We start from the raw sequence: 25,523 nt of genomic DNA, 5'->3' as shown, positions 1-25,523 counted from the left end.
TATGTTTGGAGCGGGGAATACGGTATCGTGTGCGTAGGCGTCGATTGGGGCGATTGGCGCGGGTGATTAATCGATGACCGGCCGGGAACGCGTATGGGCGACACGTCGACAGACTCTTTCTCGGGCAAAACGGATCAGCCGGCCCCGGTTGATGGTACCGAGATCGTGAACGGAAAAGAGCTTCTCGAGAGGCTGGCGATGTTGTCGCCGGTCGGGATGCAAGTCTATGCGTCTTCGTGTTTGCGTCGCTATTGCGACGCAAACGGGTTTTCGCACGCGGCCATCGACGCGCTTCTCGCTCATCTCGATTCCATCGCTGTCGCCGGAAGCTTGCCCGAGTGGGAGTGCAGCGGGGCTTTGCTCGAACTCAACGGCAGAGGCGATCCCGTTCCGGCAGGAATCGAATCGGCACTGCCGGAGGGCGAGTTGCAAAGATTCATGACGTTGGTCGAAGCCGTCGTCGAAGTCGGGATCGTCGATTTGTACGGCACGAGAACCGATCAGCCGCTGGCCTTTCTTCGCAAGACCATCGCCGTCCTGGAGCAGGGCGAGATTCCCTTGCCGCCATTGACGAATGCGTCAGGTTGATTGGCATCCGGCCAAATACCGGCAAACCAACCGCAGGCGAGCGGGACGATATCGCGAACCTTCGCACCGCCTGCGGACAGCTCGCCTAGCGTGAATGCGCGCGGCGCGGAACGTGCATCACTGCTCCGCCGCCGGCATGTTCTGCACGACGAGCATCTGCGGGCTCGACAGCGTGATGCCCGCCGCGCGCAACTGCTTCAGGATCTCGAACAGCAAATCGCTCTTCGTCGAACCGGCGATCCGCGGGCTCGACACGTAGCCCGTCACGCTCAGCGTGATGCCGTCCGGCGTGAGCTGGCTGAACGTGACCGACGGCGCCGGTTTCTCGAGAATCGCCGCATGCGAACGATAGGCGTCGAGCAGCAGGTCGCGCACCTGCTCGGGATCGGTGTTCAGCGGGAACGTCAGCACCAGCGTCGCGACGCCCTGCGTGCTGTTGCCCATCGTCACGTTGCGCAGGTTCTGCGAGATCAATTGCGAGTTCGGCACGATCACGGTCGAGCGGTCGCTGAGCTGGATCTCGGTCGCGCGCACGTTGATGCGGCGAATGTCGCCTTCGACGCCCGCGATGCTGATCATGTCGCCCACCTTCACCGGGCGCTCGGTCAGCAGGATCAGCCCCGACACGAAGTTCTTCACGATCTCCTGCAGGCCGAAACCGATACCTACCGACAACGCACTGACGATCCACGCGAGGTTGTTCCACCGGACGCCGAGCAGCCCGAGCGTCATCAGCACGAGCAGCACGTAGCCGACGTTGGTGAACAGCGTGATCAGCGACACGCGCATCCCGGTATCCATGCCGAGCGCGGGCATGAACTCGCTGTCGAGCCAGCGGCGCAGCGAGCGCAGCAGGTAGAAGCCGATCGCGAACCCGATCACGGCGTTCATGATCCGGTCGGGCATGATGTTCAGGCTCTGCAGCCGCTGGCTGCCGATCATCGCGACTGCACTGTCCATCAGGTCGCCCGGCGTCGTGCCGAAGCCGCCCGTCAGCAGCGCGATGGCCGCGATCAGCATCAGCAGGCTCGTGCCGAAGCCGGACAGCACCGTGCGGGCCTGGTCGAGGTGACGATCCTCGAGTGCGAACAGGTGCTTGATCTGCTGGCCCGTCGTCAGGCTCGACGAGAACAGGCTTTCGCTCGCGTCGCGCGTCAGCTGGATCAGGATGTAGGTGGCGCCCAGCACGATCTCGAACCACACGAGCTCATAGGTGATGAAGCGCGCGACCGTGATGTAGCCGATCAGGAGTGCGATCAGGGTTGCGATGATGGCGAGCGTGACGGCGGCATGGATCAGCCCGGCGAGCGTCGAGCGCTGCTCGGGCGCTTCGCCGGCGGCCGCGAGCGCGCTGCGCGCGCGGTTCGAGCGCAGCAGCGACGCACCGACCGTCACCGCGACGACGAGCGATACGATCCCGCGGCCGAACAGTGTGACCGACAGACTGGTGTCGACGATCCGGTTGATCGACTCGAGCGTGCCGGACACCAGCAGCAGTGCGGCCAGGATGCCGGGAAACGGCTTCATCGCGAGCGCGACCGGATCGGCGAGCGCGGGCAGGCGCCACGACGGATGCTTCGTGCACAGCAGCGCACGGCCGAGCCCGGCGATCAGGGCACAGGTTGCGGCGAGCTTCGCGAACTGGTCCCACAGATCGTTCAGCGCCGGCGTGAGGTCGTAATGGCGCGCGACGGCGAGGTAAAAGATCTGGACGGCGATGGCGGTTGCCAGCAGCGTCGCCAGCGCGGTCGACAACGCCAGCGCGCTGCGGCGCAAACGGGTGGCCGGCAGGCGGTTCACGCAGAACCACGCGAGCCCGCGCTCGATGAGCCGGCGGCCGCCGATCCATGCCGCGAATGCGGCAACCAGCAGCAGCACCGTGATCGCCTTTTGCCCGGGCACCCACGACGAGCGCAGCATGTCGAGCATTTCCTCGTCGAAATCCCCGAGCCGCTGGGCGTCGTCCGGCGAAAGATGGAACAGCGGCAGCCAGAACTGCGCGCTGAAAATGCCGCCCGAACGGAACGCGAGCTGGTTCTTCAGCAGGCCGCGATGCAGCTTCGCGAACTGCTCGTTCAGGTTCGTGAGGCTGGCCTTCTGGTCGGCGGCCTGCTTCAGCGCCGCGTCGATCTGTGTCTTGCGCGCGTTCAGCGTGGCCCGCTGCTTCGCGACGGCAGGCGTTTCCGGGGCGGCACCCTCGGCAGGCGGGGGGCCGAGCACGTCGAGCTGCCCCTGGATCTGCGCACGCTGAGGAACGAGATCGCTCTGCAGTTTCTCGACATCGGTGCTCAGCTCCTGTGTCGAGTCGCTGAGCCCGTCCAGCTCCTTGCTGTTGGACGCGTTCGAGGTCTGCTGCTTGATGCGGTCGAGTTCGGCCTGCATCTGCTTGAGCTGCGCGACGGCGTCGTTCAGCGAGATGGCCGGGACGGGCGCGCCGACGCCGCTCGCGTTCGGGGCCGAGGCGGCCGCCGGAAACGCCGACGCAGTCGCGATTGCCGCGAACTGCAGCAACGCGATCAGGGCGATCCGGCGAGCGTAGGTGGATAGTCGTTGTATGGACATGGAATGCTTACGATTTGCCGACAATTCAGGTCGCCGAAAGGCGCCCGGAAGCCGGTGGTTGGCCCGGTAGCATGTTACCGGGGTGTGGAACGCGTGGTTGTCCCGATTGCTTACCCCGTTTGTGGCGATTCCGGTGCTGCGTGCCCGCGCGAAACGGCGCACCAGGCCCGGGCGGTGGGGCGGGCGCCGCCGCGGCATGGCGACAGATTGCAGTTCTGGCGCGTTTTCAGTACCCGACAGACGGTTACGCAAGTTACACATTATCTGGCGCAAAAATGGGGTGTCCGAAGCGGTTCCGGGCCGGTGTGTGGCCGGCCCGTCGTCGCGTTCCGGATATCGGGGCCGTGTGCGCGCGCCGGACGGACGCGCCGGTACAATGCACCGATTCGCCCGACGGCGGCTCGCCGGCCGCCGGACAACAACACGACACGATCAGGAGACGCGCCCACGATGGCCTCAACGGACAGCCTTTCGCAGGCATCTGCCCAATCCTCACCCGTCGAACCCGGCTCCATCTCGGCCCGTCTCGACCGCCTGCCGCCAACCCGCACCGTCTGGAAACTCGTCATCCTGCTGAGCCTCGGCTTTTTCTTCGAGCTCTACGACCTGCTCTATAGCGGTTACGTCGCCCCCGGCCTCGTGAAAAGCGGGATCCTGTCGGCGACGACGCACGGCCTGTTCGGCACTACGGGCGTCGCGAGCTTCATCGCCGCGCTGTTCTCCGGGCTCTTCATCGGCACGATCGCGTGCGGCTTCCTCGCCGACCGCTTCGGCCGCCGCGCGATCTTCACGTGGTCGCTGCTGTGGTACACGGCCGCCAACGTCGTGATGGCATTCCAGGACACCGCCGCCGGGCTGAACTTCTGGCGCTTCGTCGTCGGTCTCGGCCTCGGCGTCGAGATGGTGACGATCGGCACGTACATCTCCGAACTCGTTCCGAAACAGATCCGCGGCCGTGCATTCGCGTGCGAGCAGGCGGTCGGGTTCGTCGCGGTGCCGGTGGTCGCGTTCCTCGCGTACCTGCTCGTGCCGCATGCCCCGTTCGGCCTCGACGGCTGGCGCTGGGTCGTGCTGATCGGTGCACACGGCGCGCTCTTCGTGTGGTGGATTCGCCGCGAACTGCCGGAAAGCCCGCGCTGGCTCGCGCAGCAGGGGCGGGTCGAAGAAGCCGATCGCATTATGCGCACGCTCGAGGCGAAGGTCGAAGCCGAATTCGGGCGGCCGCTGCCGCCGCCCGCGCCCGCCGAGCCCGTACCGCCGCGCGGCAGCTTCCGCGATATGTGGGTGCAGCCGTATCGCAGCCGCACGATCATGATGACGATCTTCAACGTGTTCCAGACGGTCGGCTTCTACGGCTTTGCGAACTGGGTACCGACGCTGCTGATCAAGCAGGGCATCACGATCACGTCGAGCCTGATGTATTCGAGCGTGATCGCGCTCGCCGCGCCGATCGGCCCGCTGATCGGCCTCGTGATCGCCGACCGCTTCGAGCGCAAGTCGGTGATCGTCGCGATGGCGGCGGCGATCGTCGTCTGCGGGCTGCTGTTCAGCCAGACGACGGTGGGCGCGTTCCTGATCGTGCTCGGCATCGGCCTCACGCTCGCCAGCAACATCATGTCGTACAGCTTCCACGCGTATCAGGCCGAGTTGTTCCCGACGTCGATCCGTGCACGGGCCGTCGGCTTCGTCTATTCCTGGAGCCGCTTCTCGGCGATCTTCTCGTCGTTCGTGATCGCGGCCGTGCTGAAGGGCTTCGGTACGTTCGGCGTATTCGCGTTCATCGCGGGCGCGATGGTGATCGTAATGGCTGCGATCGGGTTCATGGGGCCGCGTACGAAGGGCGTCGCGCTCGAAACCATCTCGAAGTAATCGGTGGTTGCGCACGCGTGTCGCGCCGTTCAGGCGGCATGCGTGCGATGCGATGGCGATTGCATCGCGCGGACGGCGTGTACCGCATATCTCGAATGATCTGGTATCCGAATCGAATTGAAGATGCAGTCTAGCCCTGGCGAAACACGCGGCTATCTGCATCGATCTCGAACGCCCAACCAGCAAACCTGCCACGCAAAGAAAAAGCGAGCGGAAACGAGTTGAAACAAAGCGTGACGAAGCGCAAAACCACGACTTTCCGCACTGCCGATTCCTGTACGGACGCGTAAAATGAAGGGCCTGACGACTCATTAGCCGCCATCGGACCGACCGCGTTGCAACAGCGAACGGCTCCGCCGCGAAGAGGCGTCGGCGCCGGGCGCATGCGATGCGCCGGACGTGTCGATGGCTCGCGCGGAAGATGCGCCGCTCGCAACAGCAGCATGCGGCGGCCGGATCGGCCGATGGCTTCGAACGTATGATGCCTTTCAGCTTCACGCGGCGATTTGCGAAACCGCGTTGTCTTTCCCGTGCCGCCGCTGCATGTATCTGGCTTGCTGCGACACTGCCGATCTCCGTGCTGGTCGAGCGGTCTGCTTTTGCGGCGTCCGACGCATCGTCGCCCGTCGCTACGTCATCCTCATCAGTCGAGTCACCCGCATCGGCAGCTTCTCGGACGCATCCCGCTTCGGTGGCGCATGCATCGTCGGGTGCGTCGGCCGCCCAGCCCGCGCCTGCCGCATCGCACGCGCATCCGGCACAGCCTGCCAGCCCGGCAACGGGCGTATCGAGTGCATCGGGCGCATCCGCAGCCTCCGCCGCTTCCGCTGTCGCACCTGCATCAGCCGCTTCCGCCACGACCGCCAGCGAGGCCGAAGCCCCCGCACCGACACCGCCGCGCCAGCATCCGCCCCTGTCCGCCGAAGAGGCGAAAAATGCGACGGCGCGCGCGATCGACATGCGCAAGCGCTTCACGCAGGAAGTCACGCGGCGCCTGACCGTACCCGCGAGCGAACAGCGCGCGTACGGCGAGCGGCTCCAGAAGGCGCTCGCCGATGCGGACCTCGGCAACCTGGCCGGCGAATACGTTGCGATGGTCGACCGCGCACCGAACGTCCAGGCGCTCTTCATCTATTTCCGCGCGACGCCGGCCAACGCATGGCTGATGATCGGTGCATCGCCGGTCGGCACCGGGCTGCCGGGCAAGTACGACCATTTCCTGACGCCGCTCGGTGTGTTCCACCACTCGCCGGACAACATGGATTTCCGCGCGGAAGGCACGACGAACGAGAACGGCATTCGCGGCTACGGGCATCGCGACATGCGCATCTACGACTTCGGCTGGGTGGACGGCGAGCGCGGCTGGGGCAAGGGCGGTGTATCGCCGATGCGCTTCCAGATGCATGCGACCGACCCCGATCGCCTCGAATCGCTGCTGGGCATCCGGCACTCGAAAGGGTGCGTGCGCATTCCCGCGTCGCTGAACACGTTCTTCGACCAGCACGGCCTGCTCGACGACGACTACCAGGCGCGCGTCGAGGCCGGCAAGTCGCTGTGGGTGCTGCGGCGCGATCGCGACATCACGCCGATCGCGGGCCGCTACCTGGTCGTGATCGACAGCGCACGCAAGACGCGGCCGGCGTGGTCGCCGTTGCCGGGGCGCAAGGCGTGGTCGAAGCTGCCGAAGGGCGGCGACACGGCGGACTGACGGCCGGTGCGTCGGGCATGGGAGCGATCTGGATGAGAATAAATCCGTTTTATTGAACCATAATAAAAGCAAACTTTTATTATCCGATCCGGGTTCGTATAGTCGAGGCCAGTTTCGCGGAACCCTGCCGCGCCTGGACCACCACCGATCACACGACCCGATGAAAACTCTCTACAAGCTCGCTCCGCTCGCGATGCTCGGCGCCTTCGCGACGCATGCCTGTGCGCAAAGCAGCATCACGCTGTACGGTCTCATCTCGGCCGGTGTCGGGTTCGCGACCAACCAGGGCGGCAAGAACGCCTGGCAGGCGTTGTCCGCCACGAACCAGAACCCGCGCTGGGGGCTGAAGGGCAAGGAGGATCTCGGGCAGGGGCTGTCCGCGATCTTCCAGCTGGAGAACGGCTTCAACGTGATGACGGGCACGGCCGCGCAGAACGGCCGCGAGTTCGGTCGGATGGCCTACGTCGGCCTCGCCGACCGCACCTACGGCTCGCTGACGTTCGGCCGCCAGTACGACGCGATCCACGACTACATCGGGCCGGTGATCATCGCGAGCAACGGCGTGAACATCGGCGACAACGACAACGGCTACAACGACATCCGCGTGCAGAACTCGGTGAAGTACGTGAGCCCCGTCTACTACGGCCTGAAATTCACCGCACTGTACGGCTTCAGCAACGCGACCGGCTTCGCGAACAACAGCGCATACAGCTTCGGGCTCGGCTACGAGGAGGGCCCGCTGCGCTGGAGCGCGGTCTACGCGCAGTACAACCATCCGTACAGCGCGACGAACCAGGACGGCGCAATCGCGAACGACTATGCGTCGCCGCTGCTGATCTTCAGCAAGAGCGCGATGTCGCCCGCGGCCTACGCGAGCCGGCAGCGGATCGCGGGCACGGGCGGCTTCTACACGATCGGCCGCGCGCAGTTCGCGGCGATGTTTACCGACGTGCGCTACGATTACCTCGACAACACGCACCTGCACCTGCAGAACCTCGGCGTGAACGTCGTCTACACGATGACGCCGCAGCTCTTCCTCGGCGCCGCGTATGCGTTCACGAACGGCAAGTACGACGTGATCGACAAGCGGCCGAAATGGCACCAGGTGAACCTGCAGGCCGATTACTTCCTGTCGAAACGCACCGATGTCGCGCTGACGGTGATCGCGCAGCAGGCGGCCGGCGACGCCGACCATGCGCAGATCTTCGCGTACGCCCGGTCGACCGGCACGCGCCAGATGATGGCGACGGTCGGCGTCCGGCACGTTTTCTGAGCGCCCGACCATGACCCATCCGATCGCATCCCGCCGCACCTTCCTGAAACTGTCCGCCGCGCTGGCCGGCACCGCGCTGCTGCCCGAAACGGGCGCATTCGCGGCCGGCGGCGAGGCCGCGCGCCGCACGGTGATCATTGATACCGACCCGGGGCAGGACGACGCCATCGCGATCCTATTCGCGCTGGGCGCGCAGGACCGGCTCGACGTGCGCGCGTTGACTGCCGTCGCGGGCAACGTGCCGCTCGACCTGACCGAACGCAATGCGCGGATCATCCGCGACTGGGCCGGCCGCACGAAGACGCTGCCCGTCTACGCAGGCTGCCCGCGTCCGCTCGTGCGCGATCTCGTGACGGCCGCGAACGTGCACGGCAAGACGGGGCTCGAAGGCGTCGAACTTCATGAGCCGCGGGCGCCGCTTGCCGCCGGTCACGCGGTGTCGTATCTCGTCGATGCGCTGAGCCGTGCAGCGCCGGGTAGCGTGACGCTGTGCGCGCTGGGCCCGCTGACGAACCTCGCGACCGCGTTGGTCGAAGCGCCGCAGATTCGCGGCGCGTTGCGCGAAATCGTGCTGATGGGCGGCGCGTTCTTCGAGCGCGGCAACATCACGCCGGCCGCCGAATTCAACATCTACGTCGATCCGCAGGCGGCCGAAGTCGTATTCGGCAGCGGCATGCCGATCGTCGTGCTGCCGCGCGATGTCGCCGTGAAAGCGCCGATCACGCCGGCGCGCGTCGCGCCGTTCCGCGCGCTCGGCAACCGCTGCGGCGCGATCGTCGCGGACATCATGGATGCCGAGCTCGCGTACAACAAGAAGCGGCGCGGTGTCGAAGACGCGCCGATGTACGACCCGACCGCGGTCGGCTATCTCGTCGATCCGACGCTGTTCGGCGGACGCAAGGTGAACGTGATGGTCGAGACGACCGGGCCGTGGACGCTCGGCGAGACCGTCGTCGACTGGAACGGTCGCAGCGGCCGCACGGCGAACGCGACGTGGATCAACGAGGTCGACGCGGACCGCTTCTACGCGGCGCTCGTCGAGCGCATCGCGAAGCTGCCCTGAAGGCAATCAGATGTGCTTCGCAATCCACTCGCGGCACGCACGCACGTGCGGGCCGCGATCGTCGCCGGCGAGCGAGATCAGCGAGATCGCACGCGTGACGCGCGGCTTGTCGACGCGCAGCGCGACGAGTTCGGGATCGTGCAGATGCATCGTGTAGAGGCTCGGCAGCACGGCGGTGGCGAGGCCGTTGCGCGCAAGCGCGTAGAGTGGCTCGGTGTATTCCATCCGGTACGTGACGTTCAGGCGCAGCTTCTCGGCGCCGCCGGTGCGATGCAGCGATTCGCTGACGCTGCCGCGCACGAACACCGCGAGCTCGCGATCGACGAGCCTGGCCCACGTGACGCTCTTCGCGCGGGCGAGCGGATCGTCATGCCGCACGACGATCACGATCTCGTCCTCGAAAAGCTGCCGGTAGCGCAGCGTGCCGTCGTCGCTGTCCGGTTCGCGCACGCCGATGCCGAGATCCGCGACGCTGTCGCGCACGGCTTCGACGAGCGCGCTGTTCGGCAGGTCGGTGAGGGTGAAGCGCAGCGTCGGGTGCGCGTCGCGCAGTGCATTGAGCGCGGGCAGCAGGCGGCCCGCGACCGACGGGATGAACGCGATGCGCACGGTCTGGATGCGTTCGCCGATGAGCCGCGTCATGTCGTCGAAGGTGCCGCGCGCCTGGTTGAGCAGGCGTTCGGCGAGCGGCAGCACGGCTTCGCCCGCGGAGGTGAGCGTGAGCCGGTGCGCGGAGCGCGCGAACAGGCGCCCGCCGAGCAGGAACTCGATCTGGCGGATCGACGCGGTGAGCGCGGGCTGCGTGAGCGACAGCGCCTGCGCGGCCTGCGTGAAGCTGCGTGCGTGCGCGAGCACGACGAAGTGCTGGACCTGCCGCAGCGTGAGCGCGGGCAGCAGCGACGAGCGGTCGGACGACATCGGGCAATAACGGTCGGGATGCGGTACGCGGCAGTATAAGACCGCGCTGCGTGAATCGGCACAGGACAATATTCGGAATCACAGGAGAACCACCATGTCAGCGATTGACACGATGCCGGCGCGAGCGCCGGCCAACTGGCTCGAACGCCGCTTCGCGCTCGCCGCGCGCGGCACGAGCGTGCGCACGGAGACGATCGCGGGCGTCACGTCGTTTCTCGCGGCCGCGTACCTGCTCGTCGTGATCCCGTCGCTGCTCGCGACGGGCGGGATGGAGCGCGGCGCGGCGACGACCGCGACGATCATCGTGTTCGTGCTGTTCACGACGCTGATGGGGCTCTACGCGAACCTGCCGTTCCTCGTCGGCCCCGGCATCGGCGGCTCGGTGATCATCGGCGTGACGCTCGCGACGACCGAGCACGTCGGCTGGCAGACGGGCCTCGGCATCGCCTGCGTATCGGGCGTGCTGTTCTTCCTGCTGACGATACTCGGCGCGCGCGGCGTCGTGGTTCGGCTGATTCCCGTGCAGATCAAGCTCGGGCTCGGCGCGTCGATCGGCCTGTTCGTCACGATGCTCGGGCTGCGCAACGCGGGGATGGTCGTCGCGAACGCGAAGACCAACGCGTTCGCGCTCGGCGACTTCTCGCGGCCGGGCGCGCTCGTCGCACTGATCGGCCTCGCGGTCGCGATCGTGCTGCAGGCGCGCAAGGTGCCCGGCGCGATCCTGATCGCGATCCTCGTCGCGGCCGCGGCCGGCGTGCCGCTCGGCGTCACGCACCTGCCCGCGTCGTTCGTGTCGCTGCCGCACAGCATCGCGCCGATTGCGTTCAAGCTCGACATCGGCAGCGCGTTGAGCCTCGCGGCCGCGCCGTACCTGTTCGCGTTCTTCGCGGCGGAATTCTTCTCGACGCTCGGCACCGCGCTCGCGGTCGGTGCGAAGGCGAACCTGCTCGACGAACAGGGCAACCTGCCGAACATCAACCGGCCGTTCCTCGTCGATTCGCTCGCGGCGACGCTTGGGCCCGTGTTCGGCATTCCCGCGCTGACCGCGCTGATCGAATCGGCGGCGGGCGTCGAGGCCGGCGGCCGCAGCGGGCTGTCGTCGCTGGCCGCGGCCGTGCTGTTCGCCGCGATGCTGCTGTTCGTGCCGGTCGCGCTCGCGATCCCGAAAGAGGCGACCGCGCCGGCGCTGATCCTCATCGGGCTGTCGATGTTCGCGACGATCCGCCATACGCACTTCGACGACTTCACCGATGCGTTGCCCGTGATGTCGATGGTGCTGCTCACGCTGATGTCGAACAGCTTCGGCACCGGCATCGCGGGCGGCCTGCTGTGCTACGTGCTCGTCAAGCTGCTGGCGGGCCGCTGGCGCGACGTGTCGTGGGGGCTCGTCGTGCTCGCGCTTCCGCTCGGCTATTACTTCTGGACTGTCGTGAAGCCGCACTGAGAGACGGCATTCGCGACGCATCTGCACTACCCAAAAAAAGAGACTGCAATGAAGGGAACACCAGGCAACGTCCCGGCCGCGCGCACGGGCATCGAGATCACGCCGGCCCATCGGGCCTTCTTCCATGCGCTGCCGAAGATCGAGCTGCATTGCCACCTGCTCGGCGCGGTGCGGCACGACACGTTCGTCGCACTCGCGGAGCGCAGCGGTGCGCCGATCGAGCGCGCGGAAATCGACGCGTTCTATGCGCGCGGCGAGAAGCCGGTCGGCGTGCTGCATGTGCTGCGCGCGCTCGACCGGTATCTGCTCACGCAGCCCGACGACCTGCGGCGGATCGCCTACGAGTATCTGGAGGATGCCGCCGCGTACAACGTGCGGCATGCGGAATTCTTCTGGAATCCGACGGGTACGGTGCATGTGTCGGGTATCGCGTATGCGGATGCGCAGGCCGCGATCGTGACGGGTATTCGCGACGCCGCACGCGACTTCGGGATCGGCGCGCGCCTGATCCCGAGCATCGACCGCGAGCAGGATCCCGACGAAGCGGTGGCGATCGTCGAATGGATGAAGGCGAACCGCGCGGACGAAGTCGCGGGGCTCGGGATCGACTATCGCGAGAACGACCGGCCGCCGGAGCTGTTCTGGAAGGCTTACCGCAATGCACGCGCGGCGGGCTTTCGCACGACCGCGCACGCGGGCGAGTTCGGGATGCCGTGGCGCAACGTCGAGACGGCCGTCGATCTGTTGCAGGTCGATCGCGTCGATCATGGTTATACGATCGTCGACAACCCGGAGCTGTGCGCCCGCTATGCGGAGCGCGGGATCGTGTTCACCGTCGTGCCGACGAATTCGTACTACCTGCGCACGCTGCCGCCGGAGCAATGGGCGGAACGGCACCCGATGCGCAAGATGCCGGGCCTAGGGCTGAAGATCCATCCGAACACCGACGATCCGACGCTGCACAAGGTCAATCCGTCGGAGGCGTGGGAGCTGATGTTCAGCCATTTCGGCTTCACCGTGGCCGAGCTGAAGCAGTTCATGCTGAACGGGATCGACGGCGCGTGGGTGGACGACACGACGAAGGCTGCGTGGCGTGCGGCGTGGGCGCCGGAATTCGACGTGCTGGCAGCCACGCTCGCGGCGGGCTGAGCACGGTGGCGTTGTAAGCCGGCCGGTGCTTCAACCGTGTGATGCCCTGGCATGTCCGCCGTGTCGCGGTCGCGCAAAACTGGAGCACTGTCCCCCGGTTGCGGCATTGCGCGACGACGACGCGCCAGTCGAACGGACGGCCGTCGTACTCGCCGGCACTCCGGTCAGCGGAAGAACCTCAGCCAGTCGAACAGGCCCGGATGCGGCGCGCGCCGCCGCGGCGCCGGCGCGATGCGCGGCCGGAAGTCGGGTGAGAACTGCGCGTGCGGATCGATCGCCCGCGCTCGCAGTGCCGCATCGTAGAACGTGCCGACGATCGGCAACGCGCTGTGCGCGCCAGCGCCCCAGTAGTCGCTGCGCAGCGTCACGCTGCCGTCGTCGAAGCCGACCCACGCACCGGCCACGAGCTGCGGATGCATCAGGATGAACCAGCCGTCCGCATTGTCCTGCGTCGTGCCCGTCTTGCCGGCGACGTCGACCCGAATTCCGTAGCGCGAACGGATGTCGGCGCCGGTGCCGCGATCGACGACGTCGCGCATCACGTCGACTAGCGTCTGCGCGGCGGGCTCAGGCAACGCACGTTCGGGCGGCGCGCTGCCGAAGACGGCGAGCACCTTGCCGTCGCGATCCTCGATGCGCGTGATCATCTGCGGCGCGACGTATGCGCCGCGGTTCGCGATCGTGCCGTACGCGGACACCATCTCCTTCAGCGTGACGGGGCTCGTGCCGAGCGCCAGCGACGGCACCGCGTCGAGCGGGCTCTCGCGCACGCCCATCGCGCGGGCGAGCTGCGCGACCTTCGCGGCGCCTTCGTGCTGCATCACCTGCGCGGTGATGCGGTTGCGCGACAGCGCGAGCGCATCGCGCAACGTCATCGGCTCATCGGTCGGCGGCTCGGCATCGGTCGGGCGCCAGATCGCGCGCCCGTCGATCGGGATCGCCACGGGGCGGTCGACGAACGTATCGCCCGGCCGCATGCCGTCCGCGAACGCGGCGCCATAGACGAACGGCTTGAACGTCGAGCCGGGCTGGCGCCGCGCCTGCGACACGTGATCGAACGGCTCGCTGCCGAAATCGGGGCTGCCGACCCACGCGCGGATCGCGCCGTTGCGCGGATCGATCGCGACGAAGCCGGCCTGCACCTGCGTCTTGCGCTCGCACAGCGCGCGCATGAAATCCCGATTGGCGCCGAGCCGCTTCAGCGCCGCGACATCGGTCAGCCCCGTGTCGCGCGCCTGCCGATAGTCGGGCGTCTGGCGGATGAAGCCGCGGAACAGGTCGTTGCGCAGCCCGCAGCCGGACGGGCTGCGCCACGCGCTATCGGCGATCGCCTGCAGCCGTTCGGTCTGCCGCGTCAGCGCCTGCGTCGCCATGTCCTGCAGTCGCGCGTCGAGCGTCGTGCGCACGACGAGTCCATCGGAGTACAGATCGTAGTTGTTGCGATCGGCCCACGCGATCAGCCATTTGCGCAACTGCACCGCGAAGTGCGGGGCGAGGCCGGGCTGCCCCGACTGCGGCTCGAAGTCGACGCGCAACGGCTGGCGCTGCAGTTTCGCGAGCTGCCGCGGCGTCAGCATGTGCATCTGCGCCATCCGGTCGAGCACGATGTTGCGTCGCTGCACCGCGCGCTCCGGGTTCAGCACCGGGTTGTAGTAGCTGTTGCCCTTCAGCATCCCGACGAGCGTCGCGCTTTCGACGATGTCGAGCTGGTCGGCCGACTTGCCGAAGTAGGTGCGCGCGGCCATTTCGACGCCGTACGCGTTGTACAGGAAGGGCACGGTGTTCAGGTAGGTCTCGAGAATCTCGTCCTTGCTGTACACCGACTCGATCTTGAACGCGGTGATCAGCTCCTTCACCTTGCGCGTGAGCGTCGGCGCGCGGCCGACTTCATCCGGATACAGGTTGCGCGCGAGCTGCTGCGTGATCGTCGAGCCGCCCTGGCGGTCGCCTGAAAATGTGTGCAGCCCGGCCGCGATCGTGCGGCGCAAGTCGATGCCGTGATGTGCGTAGAAGCGGTGGTCCTCGGTCGCGATCAGCGCGTCGACCATGTGCGGCGAGATCTGCTTGAGCGGCACCCATTCGCGGTTGACGGGCCGGAACTCGGCGATCAGCTGGCCGTCGGCGGAGAGCACGCGCGCGGGGCGGTCGATGCGCGCCTTGCGGATGTCGCCGATGCTCGGCGTGAACGGAATGAACGCGAGCAGCACCAGCAGGCCCAGCACCGGGATCGCGGCGAGCGTCAGCGCGACGCCGCGCCGCGTCGGATGACGCAGGCGATGCAGCGCGTCGGCGCCCAGCGCGCGGATGCGCACGCCGCAGGCGGCGGCGAACGGTACGACGCGGGCGCGGCAACGGAGCCACGCGTCTCGGAGAAGCGGCACGAAGCGATTCAAGGCGGCAGGAGCGCGGGTGGAAGAGGCGCGATCCTAGCAAACGGCACCCATGCGACGCCCGCCAAAACGGCCGTTTGCTTGCAGGATTTACAGACGATTACGTTTGTTGCCCGCCGACAACCTTTTACGGCGCAGCCCGGCGCGATTCTCCCGACGAATCGTGGCCGGCCCGCGAGCGTTCGACGCCGTCCGGTCAGCGCGGCACGGCGGCGTCGGCGGCCATTGCGACCACATCCGCCAACCGCTGCGCGGCCGCCTCCATCTGCGCGCGGCCGAACCCGCCGAAGCCCAGCACGAGCCCCGGGCGGGCCGTGCCCGGCGCGAACATCGGCGACACGGCACGCACCGCGACGCCGGCTTGCGCGGCGCGCTCGACTACGTCGAGATCGTCGATTCCTTCCGCGAGCCACAGCACGACATGCATCCCCTGGTCGCCCGGCTGCACCCACGCGCGCTCGCGCGGCAGCCGCGCACCGAGCGTGTCGATCAGCAGCGCGCGCTGTTCCGCATACACGCCGCGCACGCGGCGGATGTGGCGGTCGAGGTGGCCGTCCGCGATGAACGCGGCCAGCACGTGCTGGTCGGCAGTCGGCGCATGGCGATCCATCAGCACGCGGGCGCCGCAGAACGCGGGCACGAGATCGTCGGGCGCGATCACGTAGCCGAGCCGCAGCGACGGAAACAGGATCTTGCTGAACGTGCCGAGGTAGATCACGCGGTCGGGGTCGAGCCCCTGCAGCGACGGGAACGGATGGCCTTCGTAGCGCAGCTCGCTGTCGTAATCGTCCTCGACCACCCACGCGCGCTGCCCACGCGCCCAGGCGAGCAGCGCATTGCGCCGCGCCATGCTGAGCGGCATGCCGAGCGGGTACTGGTGCGACGGCGTGACGAACGCGACCCGCGCATGCGGCGCGAGACGGATGCCGGCGTCGACGTCGAGGCCGTCGGCGTCGACCGGCACCCGCACCATCGCGTCGCGCTGCCCGGTGCTGTCGAGCAGTGCGGTGATGCCGCGATAGGCCGGATTCTCGACCCATGCCTGATCGCCCGCGCCGAGCAGCACCTGGCTCGCGAGATGCAGCCCTTGCTGCGTGCCGCTCGTGATCACGACCTGGTCGGCATGGCAGCGCACCGAGCGCGAGCGGCGCACGTAGTCGGCGATCGCTTCGCGCAGCGGCAACGCGCCTTGCGGATCGGCATAGCCGGACGGTGCGCCGGCGCCGCGTGCGCGCAGGCGGTTGCCGAGCCGGCGCCAGATGTCGTCGGGCGCGGTGAGGCCGATCGGCACCGAGATCGCGAACGGCATGGCCGGCAGCGGGCGGAATTCGCCGGCGATCCTCGCGAAGGTGGCGGCCGGCTCGGGGAGGCCGGTATGCGCCGGCGGGTGGCGCCGCGCAGGCGGTTCGGGAGCGTCGACGGGCGGCGGCCCGGCGAGCGCGAGCGCATTTGCGACGCGCGTGCCCGCGCCGCCGCGCGATTCGAGAAAGCCTTCGGCGATGAGTTGCGCATACGCATCGACGACGGTGCCGCGCGCCACCTGCAGCGACGTGGCAAGCAGCCGCGTGGACGGCAGCGCGTCGCCCGGATGGACGTCGCCGCGCCGCACAGCCTCGCGCAGCGCCTGCGCGAGCTGGCGGCTCAGGTCGCCGGCCGCGCGATCGAGCGCGCCGAGCGACGGGATATCGGCATTCCGGGCCGTTCTTGCCATGATTCTGGTCTGCTGAAATTGTTCCAAACCGGCTCTACAGCATAAACCAGTTTGGCGCCACAATCGTTGCATGACGGGCCAGCGCCCGATCCGTTCCCACCCCCGCGCGACCGTGGAGCCGACATGTACGTCCCCGCCGATTTCAACGAACCCAACCCCGACGCGCTGCGCGAGCTGATCGTGCAGCATCCGTTCGGCAGCCTGATCACGCACGGCACCAACGGGCTCGACGCGAACCACATCCCGTTCGAACTGCTGCCCGGCGACGGCGGCCTCGGCGAACTGCATGCGCACGTCTCGCGCGCGAATCCGGTCTGGCAGGACGTTGCGAACGGCGACGAGGTGCTCGTGATCTTCCGCGCGGGCGACGCGTATATCTCGCCGACCTGGTATCCGAGCAAGCATGTCGCGCACCGGCAGGTGCCGACGTGGAACTACGTGGTCGTGCATGCGCACGGCCGCATCACGGTGCGCGACGACGCGAAGTTCGTGCGCGGCGTGGTCGCCCGGCTGACGCGCACGCACGAGGCGTCGCAGCCGGTGCCTTGGAAGATGGGCGACGCGCCGGCGGATTATCTCGACGCGATGCTGCAGGCGATCGTCGGGCTGCAGATCGAGATCACGCGGCTCGTCGGCAAACGCAAGCTCGGGCAGAACAAGGACGTGGCCGATATCCGCGGCGCGGGCGACGCGCTGGTCGCGAACGGCAACCTCGCGATCGGGGAAGCGATGATCGCGGCGGCCGACGCGAAGCGCGGGTGAGCGCCCGCGACGGGCAGGCATGTGCGGGCAAGCGCCACGCCCGCGCACCGGCCCGTCACTGCGTGCGCGTCGCGCCCTTCGCGCCTTCACCGGCCTGCGCGAGCGCGGTGCGAATCGCGGCTTCGGTCTTGTCGTACCCGCCTTCGCCATAGCGCGTATAGACGACCTTCCCGTTCGCGTCGATCAGGTACAGCGCGGGCCAGTACTCGTTGCCGTACGCGCGCCACGTGTCGTAGCGATTGTCCTGTGCGACCGGATAGCGGATATCGAAGCGCTTGATCGCATCGGCGACGTTCTTCGCGTCGCGTTCGAACGGATATTCCGGCGTATGCACGCCGACCACGACGAGCCCCTGGTCGCGATACTTCCGGTCCCACTCCTTCACGTACGGAATCGTATGAATGCAGTTGATGCACGAGTACGTCCAGAAATCGACGAGCACGACCTTGCCGCGCAACTGGCCGAGCGTCAGCGGCGGGCTGTTGTGCCAGCGGTCGATGCCCGTGAAATCGGGCGCGGCCGTGCCGGCCTGCGAAGCCGGCATGCCCGCGTCGTCGCGGGTGCCCGCGAAGGCGGCGAGCCCGGCTGTGGCGGCAAGGGCGATGACGAGGGCGGCGATCTTGAATCGGGGCAGCATGGCGTTCTCCTGAGCGGGAGGCCGGCGCTCGGTGGCGGCGGCCGGACGGGTTTCGACAGGCCCCATTAGGCGGCGCCGACGTATCTGCGATGTGTCCGGCGAGCCACGCGTGTGCAATGTTGTGTGTCGTCGCGGCGGCGCGATACATTGGGATACAAACGCCTGCCCGCCGTGCGGTATAAAAGCGGACATCACCTGCCCGAATACCTCGACACCGACTCATGGACAAGATCGACCACGTGCTGATCGTCGACGACGACCGCGCGATCCGCGAACTGATCGCGGATTACCTGGAGAAGAACGGCATGCGCGTCTCGCTGGCCGCGAATGGCCGCGAGATGCGCAACGTGCTGGACGACGGCGCGCCCGACCTGATCGTGCTCGACCTGATGATGCCGGGCGAGGACGGCCTCACGCTGTGCCGCGACCTGCGCGCCGGCAAGTTCCGCACGGTGCCCGTGCTGATGCTGACCGCACGCGGCGAGGAAACCGACCGCATCATCGGCCTCGAGATGGGCGCGGACGATTACCTGGCCAAGCCGTTCGCGGTGCGCGAACTGCTCGCGCGGATCCGCTCGGTGCTGCGCCGCGCGCGCATGCTGCCGCCCGGCATGCAGGTGACGGAAACCGCGGAGATGCTCGCGTTCGGCGAATGGCGGCTCGACACGACCGGGCGCCACCTGCTCGATGCGGAAGGCACGCTGGTCGCGTTGAGCGGCGCCGAATACCGGCTGCTGCGCGTATTCCTCGACAACCCGCAGCGCGTGCTGACGCGCGACCAGTTGCTCAATCTCACGCAGGGTCGGCAATCCGATCCGTTCGACCGGTCGATCGACCTGCTCGTGAGCCGGCTGCGCCAGCGTCTGCGCGACGGCGCGCGCGAACCGCGCTACATCAAGACGCTGCGCAACGAGGGCTACGTGTTCTCGTCGGCCGTGACTGCAGTCGACGGTACGCAATGAGCGCGCGCATGCCGTGGCACTGGCCGCGCTCGCTGTTCGCGCGGCTCGCGCTGATCCTGTGCGTGGGCCTCGCGCTCGCGCAGACGCTGTCGTTCTGGCTCACCATGACCGAGCGCGACCAGGCGACCACCAACCTGATGATGGGCTACATCGAGCGCGAGGTCGCGAGCTCGGTCGCGCTGCTCGATCACCTGCCGCCCGGCGAGCGGGCCGCGTGGCTGCCGCGCCTCGCGCGGCGCAGCTATACGTTCATCCTCGGGCCCGGCGAGACCGGCACGCCGCCGGAAGCGCGGCTGTCGGCGCGCGTCGAGCGCTCGATCTCCGATGGCATCGGCGGCGACTACCCGCTGACCGCGAACGCGATTCCCGGCGACCGCGAACATCTGCAGGTGCATCTGCGCCTGACCGACGGGTCGCCGCTGACGATCGACATCCATCCGATGTCGACGGTGCCGCTGTCGGGCTGGCTGCCGGTCGTGCTCGCGCTGCAGCTCGCGGTGCTGGCCGCATGCTGCTGGCTCGCGGTGCGGCTCGCGACGCGGCCGCTCAAGCAGCTCGCGCAGGCCGCCGATGCGCTCGGCCCCGACCTGAAGGGCGAGCGGCTGAACGAGGGCGGGCCGTCGGAAGTCGCGCGCGCCGCCCGGGCGTTCAACGCGATGCAGGATCGCATCGCGCAGTACATGGCCGAGCGCATGCAGATCCTCGCGTCGATCTCGCACGACCTGCAGACGCCGATCACGCGGATGCGCTTGCGCGCCGACATGATGGAGGACGACGCGCAGGGCGCGAAGCTGCGCCAGGACCTGCTCGAGATGGAGCATCTGGTGAAGGAGGGCGTCGCGTACGCGCGGACGCTGCACGGCAACGAGGAAGCCGCGCGCCGTATCGATCTCGACGCGCTGCTCGACAGCATCGTGTGCGACTACACGGATGCGGGGCAGGACGTCGCGCTGCACAGCCGCGCGCCGCTCGCGCTCGTCACGCGGCCGAAGGCGCTGCGCCGCATCGTCGGCAACCTCGTCGACAACGCGCTGAAGTTCGCGGGCGCGGCCGAGATCGACGTGCACGCCGCGCCGGACGGCGGCGCGGTGATCGCCGTGCTCGACCGCGGGCCCGGCATTCCGGACGATCAGCTCGACGCGGTGTTCGAGCCGTTCCGGCGCGTGGAGACGTCGCGCAACCGCGAGACGGGCGGCACGGGGCTCGGCCTCGCGATCGCGCGGCAGCTCGCGCTTGCAATGGGCGGCACGCTCACGCTGACCAACCGGACGGACGGCGGCGGGCTCGAGGCGCGGCTGACGTTGAGGAATGCGGGGTGACCGGATGCGGTGCGTGGGCGGCGCGGTTTCGGGCTCGTGATGAAACCGAAGCTGACGTTGAAGCCGAAACCGAAACCGAAGCGCTCGACGTCACCCGCGCTGCAGATGCGCATCAACGAGCGGCGCGAGCGTCGCCGCATGCACGGCCGCGAGATCGTGCCGGCCGCCCGGCACGACGTGCAACTGCGCGTCGGGCAACCGTTCGAGCAGGCGCCGGCCAGCCGCGACGGGGCTGATCGGATCGTCGTCGCCCCACAGCAGCAGCGTCGGCTGTGCGATGCGGCTGATCTCCTGCGACAGGTCGGCACGGAACGTCAGGAACCAGTCGGGAAGCTGCGGGTTGGCTTCCGCGAAACCGGTGCGCCAGTTCTGCGCACCGAGCCCGGCCATGTCGAGTCCGCCGGACGTGACCGTCAGCACGAGGTGCGTGATCAGTTCGGGTTTGTCGAGCGCCGCGCGCATCGCGATCACGCCGCCCATCGATTGCGCGACGACGGCGGTCGGCCGGTCGATCGTTTCCAGAACATGACGCACGAGGCTGTCGAAATCGTCGACGGCCGGATCGCGCGGGGTGTCGCCAAAGCCCGGATAGCCGACGATCCGGCGCTCGGCCGGATGCTCGAGAAGACCGGCGAGCGGTTGCCAGAAGGCGGTGCTGCCCGATGCACCGGGCAGGAAGAGCAGTTGCGACGGAACAGGCATGACGGTGTGGTTTTCCGGTGAATGAAGTGAATCGGGATGGCGCGGCGCGCGTGTCAGCACCGGCCGGTGCGCAGCGCGACGGTCCAGTCGTCGCGTCCGCGCGATGCCGCGGTGGCGGCCGCCGTGCGCCAGTCGTATTCGACCGCGTGGAATTCGACGTTCCAGCCGGCGGCCGTACGCGACACCATCGCGTAGCGCGCATGCGGCGAGCCCGTCTCGATGCGGTGCGGATGCGGCAGGTCGTCGGTGTATGCCTGTAGCCCGACACTGCCCGGGTTGACGATCAGCCGGCCGTCGTCGAGCTTGGCGGTGCGCGGGATGTGCGTGTGGCCGCACAGGATCAGCGATGCAGGTTCGTCGCCCGCGCGCCGCGCGATTTCATGGGGCGTGGCCGCGCGGCAGCCGTCGGGCGTGACCGTTTCGAGGAAATAGACGAGGTCGCTGTCGGGCGTGCCATGCACCATCAGCACGTCGTCGCCGAGCGTCATGCGTTCGGGCAGCGCGGCGATCCATGCCAGATGATCGGCGCGCAGCGTGTCGTGCGCCCAGCGATCCGACAGCCGCATCGATTCGCGATCGCCGGTGAGCAACTGCCGTTCGTGATTGCCCTTGATGGTCGGCAGGTCGAGCGCGATCAGGCGGTCGGCCGTTTCGGGCGGATGGAGCGCGCCCGACAGGATGTCGCCGAGATTGACGATCACGTCGGCGCCGCGGCGGCGGACGTCGTCGAGCACCGCGTCGAGCGCGGCGAGGTTGCCGTGGATGTCGGACAGCGCGGCGATTTTCATGGGGGATCGTCGGGGGAAGGGAACGGCGATTGTCGCCAATTCGGCGCAGGCCGTCCAATGGCGAGCGCACGCGAAGCGGTGAGCGGCTGTACGTCAAGCCGCGGGTCTGAAGCCGCAGGGCGCGGTCAGTCGGTCGCGAGGCGCGCGTACATCGCGAAATCGCCCGGCGTGCCGCGCACCATCTTGTATGCGCGCAACAGCCCTTCGTACCGGTAGCCGCACTTCTGCAGCACACGCGCGGAGCCTGCGTTGCCGGTCAGCACGACGGCCTGCATGCGCATGAAGCCGCCATCGGCGAATGCCCACGCGGTGACGGCCTCGCACAGCGCGCTCGCGATCCCGCGCCCCCAGTGCGACGGCGCGAGATCGTATGCGATCTCGGCCGAGCGGTTCACGGTCGATACGGTATGCAGGCCGATCGTCCCGGCGAGGGCGCCCGATGCGTCGTCGATCACGGCGAGACGCCGGATCGAATCGGGGTCCGTCGAATCGATGGCGTCGAACAGCGGAAGCAGATCGTCGGGCGAGCGCAGGTTCCAGCTCGTATGGCGGTAGACGTCGGGGTTCGTCAGGTACGCGTACCACGCGCCGAGGTCGGCGCGTTCGATCTGGCGCAGCGACAGGCCGGGAAAGCCGGAGCGGGGCGGCGTAGCGACTCTCATCCGCATCCGCGCCTATGCCGCATGACGCCGATACAGCGCCAGCGACCCGGCGAGCGCGAGCAGCATCGCGCCGCACGTGCGCTCGAGCCACAGCGCCCCCGCGCGCTTCAGCAGCCGCACCGCGCGTGCGCCGAGCAGCGCGTAGCCGAACATCACGACCCCGTCGAGCAGTGCGAACGTGACCGCGAGCGCGACGTATTGCGGCGCGAGCGGCGCGGACGGATCGAGGAACTGCGGCAGGAAGGCGGAGAAGAACAGATAGCCCTTCGGGTTCGTCACCGCGGTGAGGAAACTCTTCGCGAAGATCGACGCGTTGCGCCCGGATGCGTGGCCATCGTGCGCGGCGGCAACGTCGAGCGACCCCTTCGACATCAGCAGCCGGATGCCGACGTAAGCGAGATATGCGGCGCCGAGCCACTTCACCACCGAGAACCAGAACGCCGACGCCATCAGCAGCGCGCCGAGGCCGAGCGCGACCGCGACGATCAGCACCAAGTCGGACAGCATCGCGCCCGCGAAGCCGTACGCCGCGCGGCGCGCACCGTAGCGCGAGCCGTTGGTCAGCGCGAGCAGCACGGTCGGGCCGGGTGTCGCGATACCGACGAACGCGACGGCGGCGAAGATCAGCAGGGTCGTTTCATGCATGAAGGCACTCCCGATGGATGGCGCGCGTTCGATTATCGGTTGCGCCCACCCGGGCTGTACAGGTGCGGCGCGCTGCGCACCAGGCTGCCCGTCCGACTATCTCGATTTTGGCAAGAAACTGTTTTCATTATTCCGCTTTCGATGGAAACCGGTTCCATCTACCATGGCGGCCGCAGCGGGCATGCCCGCCGCGTCGTCGCGCGCGGACGCCGCCGGCCTCGCACCGCCGGCGGATCTCGCAGCCCGCGCGCTACTCGCAACTGACAGACAGAACAACGGGTTCAACGCCCGGAGACACGACAACCATGAACAAGCAACTGATCGCAGCCCCGCTGCTGCTCTCGCTCGCGGGCCTCGCCGCCGCGCAAAGCTCCGTCACGCTGTACGGCATCGTCGATGCGGGGGTGACCTACCGCAGCAACGAGCGGGTCGGCTCCGCGGGCGCGTACACCGGCCATTCGAGCGTCGGGCTCACGACCGGCAACCTGTCCGGCAGCCGCTGGGGCATCAAGGGTTCCGAGGATCTCGGCGGCGGGATGCGCGCGCTGTTCGTCCTCGAGAACGGCTTCGACATCGCGAACGGCACGTCGGGGCAGGGTGGCCGCCAGTTCGGCCGCCAGGCGTTCGTCGGCGTGGGCAGCGACCGCTACGGCACGGTCACGCTCGGCCGCCAGTACACGTCGCTCGACGATTTCGTGAGCCCGGTCGGCCCGTCGTCGTACATCGGCGGCTTCGGCGCGCACCCGGGCGACATCGACGATCTCGACCAGACCGCGCGGGTCGACAGCTCGATCAAGTACACGAGCGCCAGCTACTCGGGCTTCACGTTCGGCGCGCTGTACGGCTTCGGCAGCCAGCCGGGCAGCATGAAGCAGCGCAACACGTGGAGCGTCGGCGCCGCCTACGCGGCGGGGCCGCTGCGGGTCGGCGTCGGCTACGAGCGCTCGGACAACAGCAAGACGGGCGCGGCCGACCCGACGGCCGGCAAGTGGCAGAGCACCGACGACGGGCTGTTCAACTCGTCGATCAACGAAGGCTATGCGAGCGCTCAGTCGCAGCAGATCATCGCGACCGGCGCGACCTACGACTTCGGCCCGGCCGTCGTCGGCGTGAACTACAGCAACGTGCAGTACCGCAGCGGCGGCCAGTCGCTGTTCACGGGCCACGCGACGTTCAACGTCGCGGGCGTGTTCACGCGCTGGAACGTGCGCCCGCAGACGCAACTGTTCGCCGGCTACAGCTACACGCGCGGCAGCGACGTCGACGGCGTGGACGACCGCGCGCAGTATCACAACGTCACGCTTGGCGCCGTGTATGACCTGTCGAAGCGCACCAGCGTGTACCTGCTCGGCGCGTACCAGCATGCATCGGGCATGACGCTCGACGCGCTGGGCCGGCCGGTGGCCGCGACGGCGTCGGTATCGGACAAGGCGAACGGCCACTCGTCCGATTCGCGCTCGCAGGCCATCGTCAGCCTCGGCCTGCGCCAGAAGTTCTGACGCGCAGCGATCGTTGCGGCCGCAACGTTGCCCGCAGCCGATGCCGGCAACGTTGCACGCAGGCTCCTATACTGTCGCCTCCTTTCCTGGAGGAGACGACATGACCCGAACGCATTCCGCGAGTTGCCTGTGCGGAACCGTCACCGTGACGCTGCGCGGCGAGCCGGCGGCGCGCGCGAACTGCCATTGCGCGACCTGCCGCGATTTTTACGGCACGCCAGTGCTGTCGGCGACCGCGTGGCCGCCGGAGCAGGTTACCGTCGAAGGCGCAAGCGCGACGTTCCCGCATCCGTCGAAGTCGATGTCGCGCACGTACTGCGCGTCGTGCGGCGAGATCGTGTGCGGCACCAACCGGCTCGGCATGCGTGTCGTGCCGAACAGCCTGGCCGCGCGTGCGCACGGCGGGCAACTGCCCGACGACCTGCGGCCGACGATGCACCTGTTCTACCGGCACAGCGTGATCGACGTCGTCGATGCGCTGCCGAAATTCCTCGACGGGTGGGACGGCCCGACGCTCGACGAAGCGAACTGAACGATCGCGGCCGCGTGCCGGCACGGCCGGCGCGCGGTGTCCCCTGTCTTTTCCCTGTTCTTCCTTTCCGCTCGCCGCATGCCACATGCCGCTGCGCTGAATCGCGACGACGCGATCGCGCCGGATAATATTTTTTCTCTTTCATTTTAATTTCGATTTGTAATCATCGAGCCCATTTCCGGGGGAATGAAAAAGGCAATGCGGATATTTCAGAAAAAATGACGCGTTTGCCTTGAACGATCCGGAAGAAAATGCCGGGGAAAAAGCACCCAGACCGTGCGGCCGGCAAGCCGTCGCGGCGCGGTGAGCGGGTTTGACCATCGTTGACGGAAAAGCGCCG

General features: G+C 68.0%; 21 protein-coding genes. 12 read left to right on the top strand and 9 right to left on the bottom strand.

Translation table 11 applies throughout. From position 1 onward, the window contains the following. Positions 1-93: 93 nt before the first annotated feature. The gene (locus tag LXE91_RS23440) at positions 94-588 is read left to right on the top strand and encodes a hypothetical protein (protein WP_082139589.1); all 495 of its coding nucleotides are present in this window, start codon (positions 94-96) and stop codon (positions 586-588) included. A gap of 117 nt (positions 589-705) precedes the next feature. Here the strand turns inward: LXE91_RS23440 and LXE91_RS23435 are convergent, their stop codons facing one another. Next, positions 706-3,150 carry a DUF3772 domain-containing protein gene (locus tag LXE91_RS23435; protein WP_039339686.1) on the bottom strand — a complete coding sequence of 815 codons (2,445 nt, stop codon included), beginning with the start codon at positions 3,148-3,150 and terminating at the stop codon, positions 706-708. A gap of 450 nt (positions 3,151-3,600) precedes the next feature. Between LXE91_RS23435 and LXE91_RS23430 the strand changes: the two genes are divergently transcribed. From LXE91_RS23430 to LXE91_RS23415, 4 genes are all read left to right on the top strand, one after another. Further along, positions 3,601-5,019 carry an MFS transporter gene (locus LXE91_RS23430; protein WP_039339684.1) on the top strand — a complete coding sequence of 473 codons (1,419 nt, stop codon included), beginning with the start codon at positions 3,601-3,603 and terminating at the stop codon, positions 5,017-5,019. A 388-nt stretch (positions 5,020-5,407) separates the two neighbouring features. Beyond that, complete coding sequence (locus tag LXE91_RS23425; protein WP_039339682.1) at positions 5,408-6,727, top strand: hypothetical protein; 1,320 nt, start codon at positions 5,408-5,410, stop codon at positions 6,725-6,727. A gap of 160 nt (positions 6,728-6,887) precedes the next feature. Beyond that, complete coding sequence (locus LXE91_RS23420; protein ID WP_039339680.1) at positions 6,888-8,000, top strand: porin; 1,113 nt, start codon at positions 6,888-6,890, stop codon at positions 7,998-8,000. A 10-nt stretch (positions 8,001-8,010) separates the two neighbouring features. Further along, positions 8,011-9,063, top strand: a complete 1,053-nt coding sequence (locus LXE91_RS23415) for a nucleoside hydrolase (protein WP_039339678.1) — start codon at positions 8,011-8,013, stop codon at positions 9,061-9,063. A gap of 6 nt (positions 9,064-9,069) precedes the next feature. Here LXE91_RS23415 and LXE91_RS23410 read toward each other — a convergent pair whose 3' ends face one another. Further along, positions 9,070-9,981, bottom strand: a complete 912-nt coding sequence (locus tag LXE91_RS23410; RefSeq protein WP_039339677.1) for a LysR family transcriptional regulator — start codon at positions 9,979-9,981, stop codon at positions 9,070-9,072. Between the two features lie 94 nt (positions 9,982-10,075). Here LXE91_RS23410 and LXE91_RS23405 point away from each other — a divergent pair, with 94 nt between their 5' ends. Then, positions 10,076-11,425: an NCS2 family permease gene (locus tag LXE91_RS23405; protein WP_039339675.1), complete on the top strand. Its 1,350-nt coding sequence runs from the start codon at positions 10,076-10,078 to the stop codon at positions 11,423-11,425. A 48-nt stretch (positions 11,426-11,473) separates the two neighbouring features. After that, on the top strand, positions 11,474-12,574 hold the full coding sequence (add, locus tag LXE91_RS23400; RefSeq protein ID WP_039339674.1) for an adenosine deaminase: 1,101 nt from the start codon (positions 11,474-11,476) through the stop codon (positions 12,572-12,574). A gap of 164 nt (positions 12,575-12,738) precedes the next feature. On the opposite strand, the gene LXE91_RS23395 is transcribed toward add, so the two are convergent. Continuing rightward, positions 12,739-14,967, bottom strand: coding sequence for a penicillin-binding protein 1A (locus LXE91_RS23395; RefSeq protein ID WP_039339672.1), 2,229 nt, complete (start codon positions 14,965-14,967; stop codon positions 12,739-12,741). A 193-nt stretch (positions 14,968-15,160) separates the two neighbouring features. Next, on the bottom strand, positions 15,161-16,675 hold the full coding sequence (gene pdxR, locus LXE91_RS23390; RefSeq protein ID WP_039339670.1) for a MocR-like pyridoxine biosynthesis transcription factor PdxR: 1,515 nt from the start codon (positions 16,673-16,675) through the stop codon (positions 15,161-15,163). Between the two features lie 123 nt (positions 16,676-16,798). Here pdxR and LXE91_RS23385 point away from each other — a divergent pair, with 123 nt between their 5' ends. Then, complete coding sequence (locus tag LXE91_RS23385) at positions 16,799-17,437, top strand: FMN-binding negative transcriptional regulator (protein WP_039339668.1); 639 nt, start codon at positions 16,799-16,801, stop codon at positions 17,435-17,437. Between the two features lie 55 nt (positions 17,438-17,492). Here LXE91_RS23385 and LXE91_RS23380 read toward each other — a convergent pair whose 3' ends face one another. Then, the gene (locus LXE91_RS23380; protein WP_039339665.1) at positions 17,493-18,074 is read right to left on the bottom strand and encodes a thioredoxin family protein; all 582 of its coding nucleotides are present in this window, start codon (positions 18,072-18,074) and stop codon (positions 17,493-17,495) included. Between the two features lie 221 nt (positions 18,075-18,295). On the opposite strand from LXE91_RS23380, the gene LXE91_RS23375 reads away from it, so the two are divergent. Both LXE91_RS23375 and LXE91_RS23370 read left to right on the top strand, forming a co-directional pair. Next, complete coding sequence (locus LXE91_RS23375; protein WP_039339664.1) at positions 18,296-19,036, top strand: response regulator; 741 nt, start codon at positions 18,296-18,298, stop codon at positions 19,034-19,036. Beyond that, a complete protein-coding gene (locus LXE91_RS23370) occupies positions 19,033-20,355 on the top strand; it encodes an ATP-binding protein (RefSeq protein ID WP_039339661.1) in 1,323 nt (440 codons plus the stop codon). Before LXE91_RS23375 ends, LXE91_RS23370 begins: the two co-directional genes overlap by 4 nt. 90 nt (positions 20,356-20,445) lie before the next feature. Here the strand turns inward: LXE91_RS23370 and LXE91_RS23365 are convergent, their stop codons facing one another. From LXE91_RS23365 to LXE91_RS23350, 4 genes are all read right to left on the bottom strand, one after another. After that, positions 20,446-21,057, bottom strand: coding sequence for an alpha/beta fold hydrolase (locus tag LXE91_RS23365; protein WP_039339660.1), 612 nt, complete (start codon positions 21,055-21,057; stop codon positions 20,446-20,448). A gap of 53 nt (positions 21,058-21,110) precedes the next feature. Continuing rightward, complete coding sequence (locus LXE91_RS23360) at positions 21,111-21,845, bottom strand: metallophosphoesterase family protein (protein WP_039339657.1); 735 nt, start codon at positions 21,843-21,845, stop codon at positions 21,111-21,113. A 125-nt stretch (positions 21,846-21,970) separates the two neighbouring features. Next, on the bottom strand, positions 21,971-22,507 hold the full coding sequence (locus LXE91_RS23355) for a GNAT family N-acetyltransferase (RefSeq protein WP_039339765.1): 537 nt from the start codon (positions 22,505-22,507) through the stop codon (positions 21,971-21,973). 12 nt (positions 22,508-22,519) lie between these two features. Further along, positions 22,520-23,152 carry a LysE family translocator gene (locus LXE91_RS23350; RefSeq protein ID WP_039339656.1) on the bottom strand — a complete coding sequence of 211 codons (633 nt, stop codon included), beginning with the start codon at positions 23,150-23,152 and terminating at the stop codon, positions 22,520-22,522. 305 nt (positions 23,153-23,457) lie between these two features. Here LXE91_RS23350 and LXE91_RS23345 point away from each other — a divergent pair, with 305 nt between their 5' ends. Both LXE91_RS23345 and LXE91_RS23340 read left to right on the top strand, forming a co-directional pair. Continuing rightward, positions 23,458-24,651 carry a porin gene (locus LXE91_RS23345; RefSeq protein WP_039339654.1) on the top strand — a complete coding sequence of 398 codons (1,194 nt, stop codon included), beginning with the start codon at positions 23,458-23,460 and terminating at the stop codon, positions 24,649-24,651. A gap of 100 nt (positions 24,652-24,751) precedes the next feature. Beyond that, positions 24,752-25,183, top strand: a complete 432-nt coding sequence (locus LXE91_RS23340) for a GFA family protein (RefSeq protein ID WP_039339652.1) — start codon at positions 24,752-24,754, stop codon at positions 25,181-25,183. Positions 25,184-25,523: the final 340 nt, after the last annotated feature.

The organism is Burkholderia contaminans (assembly GCF_029633825.1).
Classification (GTDB): Bacteria; Pseudomonadota; Gammaproteobacteria; order Burkholderiales; family Burkholderiaceae; genus Burkholderia; species Burkholderia contaminans.
This window is presented reverse-complemented; position numbering and strand designations above follow the sequence as displayed.

Coding starts and splice junctions, on each gene's coding strand:
- LXE91_RS23440 (WP_082139589.1), top strand. CDS start 94: ATGGGCGACACGTCGACAGACTCTTTCTCGGGCAAAACGGATCAGCCG.
- LXE91_RS23430 (WP_039339684.1), top strand. CDS start 3,601: ATGGCCTCAACGGACAGCCTTTCGCAGGCATCTGCCCAATCCTCACCC.
- LXE91_RS23360 (WP_039339657.1), bottom strand. CDS start 21,845: ATGAAAATCGCCGCGCTGTCCGACATCCACGGCAACCTCGCCGCGCTC.
- pdxR (WP_039339670.1), bottom strand. CDS start 16,675: ATGGCAAGAACGGCCCGGAATGCCGATATCCCGTCGCTCGGCGCGCTC.
- LXE91_RS23375 (WP_039339664.1), top strand. CDS start 18,296: ATGGACAAGATCGACCACGTGCTGATCGTCGACGACGACCGCGCGATC.
- LXE91_RS23425 (WP_039339682.1), top strand. CDS start 5,408: ATGCGCCGGACGTGTCGATGGCTCGCGCGGAAGATGCGCCGCTCGCAA.
- LXE91_RS23420 (WP_039339680.1), top strand. CDS start 6,888: ATGAAAACTCTCTACAAGCTCGCTCCGCTCGCGATGCTCGGCGCCTTC.
- LXE91_RS23380 (WP_039339665.1), bottom strand. CDS start 18,074: ATGCTGCCCCGATTCAAGATCGCCGCCCTCGTCATCGCCCTTGCCGCC.
- LXE91_RS23370 (WP_039339661.1), top strand. CDS start 19,033: ATGAGCGCGCGCATGCCGTGGCACTGGCCGCGCTCGCTGTTCGCGCGG.
- LXE91_RS23435 (WP_039339686.1), bottom strand. CDS start 3,150: ATGTCCATACAACGACTATCCACCTACGCTCGCCGGATCGCCCTGATC.
- LXE91_RS23410 (WP_039339677.1), bottom strand. CDS start 9,981: ATGTCGTCCGACCGCTCGTCGCTGCTGCCCGCGCTCACGCTGCGGCAG.
- LXE91_RS23350 (WP_039339656.1), bottom strand. CDS start 23,152: ATGCATGAAACGACCCTGCTGATCTTCGCCGCCGTCGCGTTCGTCGGT.
- LXE91_RS23340 (WP_039339652.1), top strand. CDS start 24,752: ATGACCCGAACGCATTCCGCGAGTTGCCTGTGCGGAACCGTCACCGTG.
- LXE91_RS23355 (WP_039339765.1), bottom strand. CDS start 22,507: ATGAGAGTCGCTACGCCGCCCCGCTCCGGCTTTCCCGGCCTGTCGCTG.
- LXE91_RS23365 (WP_039339660.1), bottom strand. CDS start 21,057: ATGCCTGTTCCGTCGCAACTGCTCTTCCTGCCCGGTGCATCGGGCAGC.
- LXE91_RS23385 (WP_039339668.1), top strand. CDS start 16,799: ATGTACGTCCCCGCCGATTTCAACGAACCCAACCCCGACGCGCTGCGC.
- LXE91_RS23345 (WP_039339654.1), top strand. CDS start 23,458: ATGAACAAGCAACTGATCGCAGCCCCGCTGCTGCTCTCGCTCGCGGGC.
- LXE91_RS23405 (WP_039339675.1), top strand. CDS start 10,076: ATGTCAGCGATTGACACGATGCCGGCGCGAGCGCCGGCCAACTGGCTC.
- LXE91_RS23415 (WP_039339678.1), top strand. CDS start 8,011: ATGACCCATCCGATCGCATCCCGCCGCACCTTCCTGAAACTGTCCGCC.
- add (WP_039339674.1), top strand. CDS start 11,474: ATGAAGGGAACACCAGGCAACGTCCCGGCCGCGCGCACGGGCATCGAG.